An 11,031-nucleotide genomic window follows, 5' to 3' on the forward strand; every position below is an offset into this window, starting at 1 on the left:
GTATGCAATCCGCGAGGGGCTGACAAGACTGACCATCCGCCGCGGGCGAGGCGGCGCCCGGGCGGCCCGCATAGCGTGCGGATCGTGAGCACGACAGCGGCCTATGTGTCCACCGGTCACCTGCCCTCGCCGGACGACGTGCGGGCGGCCATCGACGAGGCGTACGGGAAATTCCGCACCGTCACCGACGGTGAGCCCTCGCACGTCTATCCGGCGCTGGCCCGGGTGCCGGTCGATCTGTTCGGCATCTGCGCGGTCGGAGCGCGCGGCGGTCGGCACGCGGCCGGCGACGCCGGGCACGGATTCACCATCATGAGCGTGGCCAAACCGTTCGTGTTCGCGCTCGTCGGCGCGAGCCTCGGACCGGAAGTGATGCGGCGGCGGCTCGGCGTCAACGCGACAGGACTGCCGTTCAACTCGCTGTCGGCGGTCGAGCGCGGGCCCGGCGGCCGCACCAACCCCATGGTCAACCCGGGCGCCATCGCCACGGCCAGCCTGGTGCCGGGGGAGACCTTCGAGCAGAAGTGGCGGTTCCTCCAGGACGGCCTGTCACGCTTCGCGGGCCATCCGCTCGAGATCGACGACGAGGTGTACGCCTCGGCGTCGGCCACCAACCACCGGAACCGCGCGCTGGCCGACCTGCTGCAGACGTACGGCCTGCTCGGCTGTGATCCGATGGAGGCGGTCGACCTCTACACCCGGCAGAGCTGCCTGCGCGTGACGACCACGGGGCTGGCCGCAATGGGCGCCACGCTGGCCGACGGCGGGGTCAACCCGCTCACCCGCGAACGCGTCGTGGACGCGACGATCTGCCACTTCACCCTGGCCGTGATGGCGACGGCCGGTCTCTACGAGACCTCGGGCGATTGGTTGTACGACGTAGGAGTGCCCGGCAAGAGCGGGATCGGCGGTGGGATCGTGGTCGTCTCGCCCGGCAAGGGGGCGCTGGCCACGTTCGCCCCGCCGCTCGACGTCTACGGCAACAGTGTGCGAGGTCAGCTGGCGGCGCGCTACTTGTCCGTACGCCTGGGCCTGACGCTCTTCGCCTCGGAACCGGTGGCATGAGCTGGGTCGTGGTGCGGGGGCGCCGCGTCTTCGTGCGCCGGGGGCCGGAGATCGCGGGGTCGACGCCGATCGTCCACGTGCACGGCTTCGGGATATCGGGCAGCTACATGGTGCCTACGGCCCGGGCGCTGGCCCCTCGGGCGACCGCCCTCGTGCCGGATCTGCCGGGATACGGCCGGAGCAAGCCGTGGGGGCAGACGCTGGGGATCTCATCGCTGGCCTGGGCGCTGCTGGAGATCCTGGACGCGCTTGGCCTGGATCGGGTCGTGCTGGTCGGCAACTCGATGGGCGGCCCGGTGTCGCTGGAGGTGGCGCACAGCGCGCCGGAGCGCGTGGCCGGCGTGGTGCTGGCTTCCCCGGCCGGCGGCGTGCACAACCAGCCGCTGCTGCGGGCGCTCGTGCAACTCGCGCGGGACGTGCCGCGCGAGTCGGCGCGGATGGTCCGGGTGGCGCTGCCCGACTACCTGCGCTTCGGGCCGGTCAACGCGGTGCACCTGTTCGGGGAGCTGACCCGCTTCCCGTCGCTCGAACGTCTGCTGCGCACGCCGGTGCCGACGCTCGCGTTGCTCGGCGACCGTGATCCGCTGATGCCGCCGGACCGGCGGGTGCGCGAGCTGGTGCACCTGGCGCCGCCGCACCTGACGGTCGAGGTGATCGAGGGGGCGGCGCACGCGATGAACTACAGCCACCCCCGCGAGGTCGCCCACGCGATCGGCGGCTGGCTCGACCGCGACATGCGGGCCGCCGAGGTCAGGTGAGCTCGCCGGCCAGCAGGTCCATGAGCAGGCCGTCGTGCCAGGTGCCGTCGGGGGCGCGCTCGTAGCGGCGCATGACGCCGACCGGGCGGAAGCCGGCCTTGGTGTAGCAGCGGATCGCGGCGTGGTTGTCGGCGGCGGGGTCGATCACCAGGCGGTGGTGGCCGAGGGCGTCGATCAGGTGGCGGGCCAGGGTGCGCACGGCGTCGGTGCCCAGTCCCCGGCCGTGGACCGTGGGGGAGAGGTAGATGTCGATGCCGGCGTGGCGGTAGTCGGGGTCCTCCTCCTCGCTGTACTGGACGGCGCCGACGACACGGTCCTCGTGGAGGATGACGAACGTCGGCGTCTCGTCGTCGAGGGCGTCGCCGGGGCCCCAGCGCTCGTACACCTCGGGAGTGGCGCGGATCTCGGACAGCGCCGGGACGTCGTCCTCAGTGGCCGGCCGCAGGCGGACCAGTGCGCCCTGGAGGGTTTGCATCCCCGGAACGTATCGGAAAGGGGACGTCGTGGCGTTCGGGCCGGGCCGCCGGCGAGTCGGGCTTAGCGTCGGCGAATGGGGAAATTTGTGCCTTTGACGCCGACGCTCGCGTTGGTGGGAGTGATGGCTTCAGCGGTGCTCGCGGGTGGCTGCGGTGGGCCCGGCGACGAGGTGGCGCCGTGGGCGTCGGCGGAGGCCACGGCGGGGATGGCGGCCGCCGATGAAGCTGATGACGCGGAGCTGGCGCCGCAGCGGGTGGGGGTGGCGTTTCGCTATCAGGAGCGGTTCAGTGACGACACACCGGCGGTGGACTGGGCGGTGACGGTGGCCGGCGTGACGTGCGGCATCACGATTTTTCCGGATGCGGCGGACAACCCGGACTACGTGAGCGGGGACTGGTCCAGCGACGACGTGCCGCCGGAGCGCATCGACGCGCGGCCGGCCAGTGGCTGGGAGTTCTGCCGCATGGACGCGACTCTGAAGAACGTCGGGCGTACGCCCGCGACCGGCACCGAGGAGTTCGGGCATCTCGTGACCGATCGCGGGGAGTACGCCTTCTCGGGACTCGACGAGACGATCGCCGCCAACCTGCAGCGGGCCGAGGACTTCCCGGTGGGACCGTACAACCCGGGTATGACGGCCCGGGTGATCCGGGTGTGGACCGTGCCAACCGGGACGAAGGCCGAGGCGGTGCTGTTTCCGCAGGACTCCCTGTGGGACGAGCCCGCGCATCGGATCAGTCTGAGCTGAGCGCGGCGGTCAGGAAGCCGGCGACCATGCCGACGGTGCCCGGGGTGTCGAAGGCCGGGTCCTCGTGGGCGGCGCCACCGAGCAGGACCAGGGTCGAGGCGGCGCCCACGTCGACCAGGGCGTCGTGCAGGACCGTGGACTGGGCCGGCGGGACCAGGCGGTCCCGGTCGCCGTGCATGATCAGGAACGGTGGGGCGTCCGGGTGGACGAGCCAGCGCGGGCTCGCGGCCCGGGCCGCCCCGACATCGTCCAGGGGGCTCTTCAGGCCCAGCAGGTCGCCCTCGGGGCTGGGCATGTACCGCGGCTCGACGGGGCCCCGCGGGGCGGCCCGCACCAGGTCGGTGGTGGGGAACCACAGGACGGCGGCGCGGGGGACGGGTGAGGTCAGGGCGACCGCGGCGGCCAGGTGCGCGCCGGCCGACGCGCCCCACACCGCGAGGCGGCTGCCGTCGACGCCGTACCGATCGCCGTTGTCCTTGATCCAGGTGACCGCGGCCGTCACGTCGTGCAGCTGCGCGGGATATTTCGCGTCGCCGCTGAGCCGATAGTCGACCGACGCCACGGCGAAACCGTGACGGGTGAGCGATCTCTGCCGGGCCGGGTTGTCCTGGCGGGAGCCCACGCGCCAGGCGCCGCCGTGCAGATAGACGACGACCGGCGGCTGCTCGGCGCCCTCCGGGAGGTGCAGGTCGAGGCGCCGGCCGGGCGTGAACTCGAGATCGAGGTGGCTCGTCATGACTCGGCCGGAGCGGGGGCGGCGGGCTTGGTGACCAGCGGCGGGAACTTGCGGAGCACCCACTGCTGCTGGGCCAGCGTGAACAGGTTGTTGGTGACCCAGTAGATGACCACGCCGATGGGGAACAGGACGCCCGAGACCAGCAGGGACAGCGGGATGCCGTACAGCATGAGCCGTTGAATCATCTTCTGCTGTGGGTCCTCGGCCCAGCCGGTCTTGAGGATCATCTGACGGCTGGTCAGGTACGTCGTCAGCATCATGGTCACGACGAGGATGCCGGCGACCAGCTTGACCGTGGTGTCGCCGCCGTTGAAGTGGGACGAGAGCGGCGCGGTGAACAGCGCGGCGTGGCTGGCATCGTAGAACTGGTCGGCCGTCCAGCCGTACCGCGTGGTCCCGAGATTGTCCGGCGTCAGGCGCCGCAGCACGTGGAAGAGGCCGAGGAAGACGGGGATCTGCACGAGCATCGGAAGGCAGCCCATCAGCGGGTTGGCCTTCTCGGCGCGGTAGAGCTCCATCATGGCGGCCTGGAGCTTCTGTGGCTCGTCCTTGTGCTGCTCCTGCAGCTCTTTGATCTTCGGCGCCAGCGCCTGGATGGCCCGCTGCGACTTGATCTGCTTGACGAAGACGGGGAACAGCACGGCCCGCAGCGTGACCACGAGGAAGACGATGGCCAGGATCCAGGTCCAGTTGGTGCCCAGCACCAGGCCGTCGGGCACGCCGACGGCGCTCCAGAGGTCCTGCCAGCGCAGCAGGATCCAGGAGATGACGTAGTAGACCCCGTCGAGGCTCATGGGCGACGATGCTAACTTAAGGCAACACGGTGATGCCATAAGGGGGCGGGGTGGACCGACGGACCGCTGGCGTGCGCGGCGGGACCCGCGGCACGCAGGTCGTCGAGCGGGTCCGGGCGGCGGTCGTGTCCGAGATGGCGGCGCACGGCTTCGCGGGCATGACCATCGACGGGGTCGCCCGCGCGGCCGAGGTCAACCGCACGACGATCTACCGGCGGTGGCCGACCAAGGCCGACCTGCTGGCCGCGGTCGTCGAGCCGTTGCTCGCGGCCTTCGCCGACGACGATCTTCTTTCCCTCGTCCGCCGAGTGCGTGACACCTCGGTGGGGCCGGAGGGCCGGGTGCTGGCCGAGGCGGTCCGGTTGAGGGTGGCCGAGCTCGACGACATCGTGGCCCGCAGCTTCGCGCCGTTCCGGGCCGCGGCCGCCCGGGCCGGAGCGGGCGAGATGGCGGCCCATCTCGCCTACTCCGGCATCGTGATGTGGGAGCAGATGTACGGCCGTCCGGCCACCGACGACGAGTGTGCCGCCCTAGTCGCGGCGGTGCTGCCGGGCCATCCACTGCCAGATGTGCAGGCCGTTGATGCTCGGGTCGTTGCGGGCCACGTAGATCCATGACCAGTGACCGGGGAACTGATGTCCGTTCCAGATCACGTTGTCGTAGAGGGTGGCCCGTGACCGCGGGATGAGGTCGTGCGCGTGCACGGTGTTGGCGACCGGATCGACGGTGTTGTCGTCGAGCGAGGTGACCAGCCAGGTCGGTGTGGTGATGGCGGCCAGCTCGGCGTCGGGGATGAGCGGCGGATTGCCGGCGACGACGCCGCAGATCGGCACCGACGAGGCGAAGACGTCCGGGTAGACCGTGGTCATCTTCATGCTCATGTAGCCGCCGTTGCTGCACCCGACGACGTGGACGCGGTCGCGGTCGACGTCGTGCCGCCGGGCCACCTCGTCGACGATCTCGCGGATGAGCGGGGCGAAACGGGGCCCGTCCTGCATCCATGCGGAGAAGCTCTGCGGCGCCACGACGTACGCGCCGTTGAAGATCTTCTGGGCCTCGGGGGTGGAGAAGCCGAGGGCGCCGCGGTTGGCCCGCAGGGTGGTCTCGTTGTCGTAGTAGTTGTCGGGCAGTGAGGCGCCCTCGCCGCCGCCGTGCAGCCAGACGATCAGAGGGCGCTTGCCCTTTTTGTGCGGGCTGTACAGGCGGTACTTCATCTTCGACGCCGACTCGTGGTAGCTGTAGGCGTCGACCTCGGGGTTCGAGAGCCTTCCCTGGACGAACCTGTCGAGGGTGACCGCGCGTCCATGGGCGACAAATGGGGCGTTCTGCGTGATCGTGTACGTCAGGTTCAGCTGGACGTTGCGGCCCTTGCTGAAGATGTAGCCGAGCGTGCCGCCGCCGGGCTGGCCCTCGGCGTAGCTCAGCTCCAGGACGATGTTGCCGTTGCGGTCGAGGCGGGCCGCGGTCACCGCGCGGTCGAGGTCGTAGCCGGGGTCGGGGGTGACGGGGATCGGGCTGGTGGCCTTGACGTGCACGCTGAACGTGCCCGGGGTCAGGCTGCTCCGGGAGATCGGTCCGAGCCGGCGGGTGTCCAGGGTGAGGCTGACGACCTGCTCGCCGCCGTCGAGGGTGACGGCGTTGAGGGTGAACTTGACGGTTTTCGATCCGGCCTGTGCTGTGGCGGCGGGAAGCGTGAGGCCGGCTGCGGCACCCGCGCCGGCGGCCAGGACTGTGCGACGACTGAGGGGCATGGGCAGGAACTCCCTCGCGCAAATATCGATAGTCATCACAACGTATCGCGCCCGAAATCTTGTGGCAACGACTGTCTCCCGGTGAGAGGGGCCTTCCGGCCCCTCTCGCTCTCAGGAGGCGTACGTCTCGAACTCGGCGACGCGCGGTGTCGCGCTCGCGCCGGTGATCTCGAAGGTGACCTTCTTCAGCGAGGTCGCCGAGAAGGTGATCGTGCCGGCGCCGGAGCCGGTCTTGAGGACGGCGCCGGTGTCGCCGTTGAGGACCCGCCAGGCGCCGATCGCGCCGGTGGCCCCGGAGTGCTCGCGGATGACGACCCGCGAGACGGAGGTGGCCGAGCCCCACTTGATCGAGATGGAGCCGGTCGAGCCGCTGGGCGACCAGTACGTGGTCAGGTTGCCGTCGCGGACGTCGCCGTAGCTGGTGCCGCTCGCCTTGCTGGAGCCGTCGGAGCCGGCGCCGATGCTGAGGTTGGTGCCGCTCGGCGGAGGCGTCGTGGCGGGCGGCGTCGTGGCCGGCGGTGTCGTGGCGGGCGGCGTCGTGGCCGGTGGTGTCGTCGGGTTCGTCGTGGAGCAGCTGCCGGTCGAGGTGCGGATGCCGGTGTTGGCGCCGGCGGTCTGGCGGACGACGTCGGGCACGCACGAGGCGTTGTCCAGGCGGTAGCTGTACGGGACGGAGACGGTGGTCGTGGAGGTCAGGTTGGGGCCGGCCGGGTTGGTGTCGCCGCCCGGGCTCGACCAGGTCACGTTGTCGAGGATGTTGCCGGCGACCTGCCAATATCCGGCGGCGTCGGTGTAGAAGGTGCCGAGCACGTCCTTCGAGTCCTCGAAGTAGTTGTTCTCCACCTTGGCCTTGGCGCCGGCGCGGCTGTTGATGCCGGACTCGTTCAGGCTGAAGTAGTAGTTGTTGTAGATGTGGGCGACGCCGCCGCGCAGCAGAGGCGTACGGGAATCGATGTTCTCGTACCGGTTGTGGTGGAACGTGATGAAGCTGTTGCCGGTGTCGCTCTCGCTCGACCCGATGAGCCCGCCCCGGCCCGAGTTGCGCAGGATGCTGTACGACAAGGTGACGTACTCGGTGTCGTCCTTCATGTCGAACAGGCCGTCGAAGCCCTCGGACTCGCCGCCGCTGGCCTCGAGGGTGACGTGGTCGACCCAGACGTTGCGGACGGTGCTCTCCATGCCGATGGCGTCGCCGCCGTTCGAGGTGGGCGAGCCCGACTTCTTGACGTTCCGCACGGTGACGTTCTGGATGATGATGTTGCTCGAGTCCCGGATGTGGATGCCGAGCTGGTCGAAGACGGCCCCGCTGCCCACCCCGATGATCGTGACGTTGCTGATCTCCTTGAGCTCGATCTTGTCGGCCGCGGTGTTGCAGCTGTCGCCGGAGACCTTGGTCGTGTTGCCGTGGTTGATCGTGCCCTGCACCTCGATCGTGATCGGCGTGCTGCTGCTGGCGCGGCTGCACAGTGCCTGGTGGATCTGGGTGCCGGTGGTGGCCCGGACGGTGGCGCCACCGTTGCCGCCGGTGGTGCCGCCGTTGACACTGGCGTAGCCCGTCGCCGTGCCGACCGCGGCCGCCTCCGCCTGCGGCGCCACCAGGACCCCGGCGATCAGGGCGCTGGTGGCCCCGGCGACCAGGGCCGTAGCTGTTCGTACTCGCATGTCGCTCCTCCTCGCATACCTTTCGGGCGCTGCTACGAACCGATGCCGTCTCCCACGCCGTGCAGGATTCGTATGCAGGAAAGCGCTTACCTTGCTGCTGATGCCGAGAATAGAAACTGGTCGATGCTTACGGCAAGCGTTTGCAGTGTTTGCAATTTCCCGCTTACCGTCGACCCGTGATCTCGGCGCTCTCCGGTTTGGCGGTCATCGCCGTGATCGTTCTGGTCGGCTGGGTGGCCGGCCGCTGGGGCGGGCTCCCCGCGTCGACGGTCCCCGTCGCGGGCCGCCTGGCGTACACGGTCCTGTCCCCGTGCCTGCTCTTCACCAGTGCGTCGGCCTCGAACCCGCGGGTCCTGTTCTCGGAGCCGCTGCTGGTCTCGGCACTGGCGGCGGCCGGCTGCTTCGCGATCCACGCGCTGATCACCCGCCACCGCGACCCCGGGACGCGCATCGTGGGCGCCCTGGCCGCCGGATATACGAACGCCGGCTACATAGGCATTCCCATCGCGGCGTACGTCCTGCATGACGCCGCCCTGGTCGTCCCCATCATCATGCTCCAGTTGCTGATCATCACGCCGGTGGCGCTGACCCTGCTCCAGTTGGTGACCACGGGCGACAGTTCCTGGCGCACATCACTGACGGCACCGCTGCGAAGCCCACTGAGCGTGGCGGTGGTCCTGGGCGTCGTGGTGGCGGTGACCGGCGTGCGCCTACCGTCGGTGCTGACCGACCCGATAGCGGCCATCGGCCAGGCCGCCGTCCCGGTGGTGCTGATCGCCTTCGGCATGTCCCTGTCCGGCGCCCGGGTGCTGGCCCCCGGCCCCGACCGCGTGCCGACGATCGCGGCGGTGGCGCTCAAGGCGGTGCTGATGCCCTTGTTCGCGTACCTGCTGGCCCTGGCCCTGCGCCTGTCGCCGTCCGAGACCTACGCCGTGACGGTGCTGGCCGCGTTGCCGACAGCCCAGAACGTCTTCTTGTACGCCCAGTCCTTCACCGCCGCGGTACCGCTGGCCCGGGACGCGGTCTTCCTGTCCTCCCTCCTGTGCGTACCCGTCCTGGTGGCCCTGACGATCACGAACTCCGTGTGGTGAGGCGTGAGGCCCCCTTGATCATCGCTATCGTGGGCCGATGACCGCCGCCGGCCCCGCCCACCAGCACAGGCGAGTCGCCAGCGCCGCAGTGGCCGGCGCAGCCCTGACCCTCAGCATCGTGCTGGTGGCCCACAAGGCGATCCCCGGCGCACCGGGAGCGCTGGTGGACAGCGCCCTGCCATGGTCAGCCGCACCAATCGCGCTGCTGATAGCCGCAGCCGCCCTGACCCGGCGGCGTTGGTCCGTGGCCAGTCCGACTCAGCGGCGTTGGTCTGTGGCCGCTCTGACCCGGCGGCGTTGGTCTGTGGCCGCTCTGGCTCGGCGGCGTTGGTCTGTGGCAGCGACGGCGATCCCGGCCCTGGTCTGGGCGGTGATGTTCGCCCCCACCCTGACCGACCGGGCGACCGCGGGCCCGCACGACTTGCGCGTGGCCTCCCTCAACCTCGGCACCGCCGCTCCGGAGACGGCGCTGGCTCCCCTCCTGGAGGCGGCCCCCGACGTGATCGTCCTGGAGGAGATCACTACCGCCGACCGGAAGGCCGTGACCAAGGCCTTGAACGCCACCTACCCTCACCGAGCCGCCGCCGGCACCGTGGCGGTCTTCAGTCGCCTCCCGCTATCGGACACCACCCCCGTCGACATCCGCATCGGCTGGACCAGGGCCCTGGCCACGACGGTGACCACCCCGAACGGCCCCGTCCGCGTTTACGCCGCCCACTTGGCCTCGGCCCGCGCCGACATGACCGCCAACCGGGACCGCACCCTGGAGGCGTTGGCCGCCGCCGTACACGCCGACCCCAGCCCTCGCCTGATCCTGGCCGGAGACCTCAACACCGCAACGACAGACCGCCGCTTCGCCGCCCTGTCCCCGCTTCGAGACACCCAAGAGGACGCCGGCGCCGGCTTCGGCTTCACATGGCCCGACACCTTCCCGGTCGTACGCCCCGACCACCTCCTCCAGCAAGGCATGACCACCCGCCGCTCGTGGGTCGTGAGAGCCCCGGGCAGCGACCACCGCGCCGTACTCGCCGACCTCGACACCACCGCCCCACCGGACACCCGTTCCTGACTCAGCTCCGCCCACCCCTTTCGGTGCTCGCGCCGGCCGTGTGGAATTGACCGCGCTGCTGCCGGGATCGACCTCGCGGCGCGATACCGTTGCTCCACGTGGATGTTGATCATGCTGCGTTGTTGGTGGCCGGCGGGGTCGGCTCGGGGCTGACCGGTTCGATGGCGGGACTGGCCTCGCTCGTCAGCTACCCGGTGCTGCTCGGCGTCGGCATTCCACCCGTGGCGGCCAACGTGACGAACACCGTGGCTCTGCTGTCGAGCGCCGCCGGCTCCGCTGCCGGCTCCCGCCACGAACTGCGCGGCCAGGGCGGTCGCCTGCTCCGCCAGTGCGGGGTAGCCGCGGCCGGCGGCGCCGTCGGCGCGGTGCTGCTGCTCAGCACTCCGGCTTCGGCATTCGAGCGCATCGTCCCCTTCCTCGTCGCCCTCGGCGGCATCACGCTGCTGCTCCGCGACCCGCTGCGGGTCTGGTACGCGAAGCCCGGCTTCCGCCCGCCGCTCGGCTTCAGCATCTTCTTCATCGCCATCTACGGCGGATATTTCGGCGCCGCCGCCGGCGTCCTCCTGCTGGCCGCCATGTCGCTGGCCGTGGCCGAACCCCTTCCCGTCACGAACGCCGTCAAAAGCATCGTCTTGGGCGCATCCAATCTCGTCGCCGCCGCCCTCTACGCCCTGATCGCACCGGTCCACTGGACCGCGGCCGCACTGCTCGCCGCCGGCTGTCTGGTGGGCAGCCGCCTCGGCCCTGTCCTGGTCCGCCGCCTGCCGGAGCGCCCGTTGCGGGTGACCATCGCCCTGGCCGCCCTGGGCTTGGCCGTTTCACTCTGGCTCGACGCCTGAGACCCCTGCCGCCCGGCACTTTTGAGCTGCCTAGTAGATGA

Annotated in this window: 11 protein-coding genes and 1 pseudogene; 7 read left to right on the forward strand and 5 right to left on the reverse strand. The window is 70.4% G+C overall.

All coding sequences use genetic code 11. From position 1 onward, the window contains the following. Positions 1-84 precede the first annotated feature (84 nt). Both glsA and ACQP2X_RS17005 read left to right on the forward strand, forming a co-directional pair. The gene (gene glsA, locus ACQP2X_RS17000) at positions 85-1,065 is read left to right on the forward strand and encodes a glutaminase A (protein WP_498698069.1); all 981 of its coding nucleotides are present in this window, start codon (positions 85-87) and stop codon (positions 1,063-1,065) included. Continuing rightward, positions 1,062-1,823 (forward strand): alpha/beta fold hydrolase, encoded by a 762-nt coding sequence (locus ACQP2X_RS17005; RefSeq protein WP_498698071.1) that lies wholly within the window; start codon positions 1,062-1,064, stop codon positions 1,821-1,823. The genes glsA and ACQP2X_RS17005 overlap by 4 nt, the downstream gene beginning before the upstream one ends. On the opposite strand, the gene ACQP2X_RS17010 is transcribed toward ACQP2X_RS17005, so the two are convergent. Continuing rightward, the gene (locus tag ACQP2X_RS17010; protein WP_498698074.1) at positions 1,816-2,298 is read right to left on the reverse strand and encodes a GNAT family N-acetyltransferase; all 483 of its coding nucleotides are present in this window, start codon (positions 2,296-2,298) and stop codon (positions 1,816-1,818) included. The genes ACQP2X_RS17005 and ACQP2X_RS17010 overlap by 8 nt on opposite strands. Positions 2,299-2,391: 93 nt before the next feature. On the opposite strand from ACQP2X_RS17010, the gene ACQP2X_RS17015 reads away from it, so the two are divergent. Further along, positions 2,392-3,048: a hypothetical protein gene (locus ACQP2X_RS17015; RefSeq protein ID WP_498698075.1), complete on the forward strand. Its 657-nt coding sequence runs from the start codon at positions 2,392-2,394 to the stop codon at positions 3,046-3,048. Here ACQP2X_RS17015 and ACQP2X_RS17020 read toward each other — a convergent pair. Together ACQP2X_RS17020 and yidC are read right to left on the reverse strand one after the other, a co-directional pair. Then, entirely contained in the window at positions 3,035-3,784 is a 750-nt protein-coding gene (locus ACQP2X_RS17020) for an alpha/beta hydrolase fold domain-containing protein (protein WP_498698076.1), read from the reverse strand. The two genes, ACQP2X_RS17015 and ACQP2X_RS17020, sit on opposite strands and share 14 nt — an antisense overlap. A gap of 38 nt (positions 3,785-3,822) precedes the next feature. Next, positions 3,823-4,578, reverse strand: a pseudogene (gene yidC / locus ACQP2X_RS17025) (membrane protein insertase YidC); the annotation flags it as partial. A 50-nt stretch (positions 4,579-4,628) separates the two neighbouring features. On the opposite strand from yidC, the gene ACQP2X_RS17030 reads away from it, so the two are divergent. Next, positions 4,629-5,195 carry a helix-turn-helix domain-containing protein gene (locus tag ACQP2X_RS17030; RefSeq protein WP_498698077.1) on the forward strand — a complete coding sequence of 189 codons (567 nt, stop codon included), beginning with the start codon at positions 4,629-4,631 and terminating at the stop codon, positions 5,193-5,195. Here ACQP2X_RS17030 and ACQP2X_RS17035 read toward each other — a convergent pair. Together ACQP2X_RS17035 and ACQP2X_RS17040 are read right to left on the reverse strand one after the other, a co-directional pair. After that, positions 5,109-6,329 (reverse strand): prolyl oligopeptidase family serine peptidase, encoded by a 1,221-nt coding sequence (locus ACQP2X_RS17035; RefSeq protein ID WP_498698078.1) that lies wholly within the window; start codon positions 6,327-6,329, stop codon positions 5,109-5,111. The genes ACQP2X_RS17030 and ACQP2X_RS17035 overlap by 87 nt on opposite strands. A gap of 111 nt (positions 6,330-6,440) precedes the next feature. Beyond that, a complete protein-coding gene (locus ACQP2X_RS17040; RefSeq protein ID WP_498698079.1) occupies positions 6,441-7,991 on the reverse strand; it encodes a pectate lyase family protein in 1,551 nt (516 codons plus the stop codon). A 176-nt stretch (positions 7,992-8,167) separates the two neighbouring features. Here ACQP2X_RS17040 and ACQP2X_RS17045 point away from each other — a divergent pair, with 176 nt between their 5' ends. From ACQP2X_RS17045 to ACQP2X_RS17055, 3 genes are all read left to right on the forward strand, one after another. Then, on the forward strand, positions 8,168-9,082 hold the full coding sequence (locus ACQP2X_RS17045; RefSeq protein WP_498698081.1) for an AEC family transporter: 915 nt from the start codon (positions 8,168-8,170) through the stop codon (positions 9,080-9,082). A 334-nt stretch (positions 9,083-9,416) separates the two neighbouring features. Continuing rightward, the gene (locus ACQP2X_RS17050; protein ID WP_498698083.1) at positions 9,417-10,151 is read left to right on the forward strand and encodes an endonuclease/exonuclease/phosphatase family protein; all 735 of its coding nucleotides are present in this window, start codon (positions 9,417-9,419) and stop codon (positions 10,149-10,151) included. 98 nt (positions 10,152-10,249) lie between these two features. Then, positions 10,250-10,990 carry a sulfite exporter TauE/SafE family protein gene (locus ACQP2X_RS17055; RefSeq protein ID WP_498698085.1) on the forward strand — a complete coding sequence of 247 codons (741 nt, stop codon included), beginning with the start codon at positions 10,250-10,252 and terminating at the stop codon, positions 10,988-10,990. The last annotated feature ends 41 nt before the right edge of the window (positions 10,991-11,031 follow it).

Origin of the sequence: Actinoplanes sp. CA-131856, assembly GCF_050956135.1 — a bacterium.
Taxonomy (GTDB): domain Bacteria; phylum Actinomycetota; class Actinomycetes; order Mycobacteriales; family Micromonosporaceae; genus Actinoplanes.

Bases quoted from the DNA above. Each gene is read 5' to 3' on its own strand.
- ACQP2X_RS17040 (WP_498698079.1), bottom strand. From the start codon at position 7,991: ATGCGAGTACGAACAGCTACGGCCCTGGTCGCCGGGGCCACCAGCGCC.
- ACQP2X_RS17005 (WP_498698071.1), top strand. From the start codon at position 1,062: ATGAGCTGGGTCGTGGTGCGGGGGCGCCGCGTCTTCGTGCGCCGGGGG.
- ACQP2X_RS17020 (WP_498698076.1), bottom strand. From the start codon at position 3,784: ATGACGAGCCACCTCGATCTCGAGTTCACGCCCGGCCGGCGCCTCGAC.
- ACQP2X_RS17035 (WP_498698078.1), bottom strand. From the start codon at position 6,329: ATGCCCCTCAGTCGTCGCACAGTCCTGGCCGCCGGCGCGGGTGCCGCA.
- ACQP2X_RS17010 (WP_498698074.1), bottom strand. From the start codon at position 2,298: ATGCAAACCCTCCAGGGCGCACTGGTCCGCCTGCGGCCGGCCACTGAG.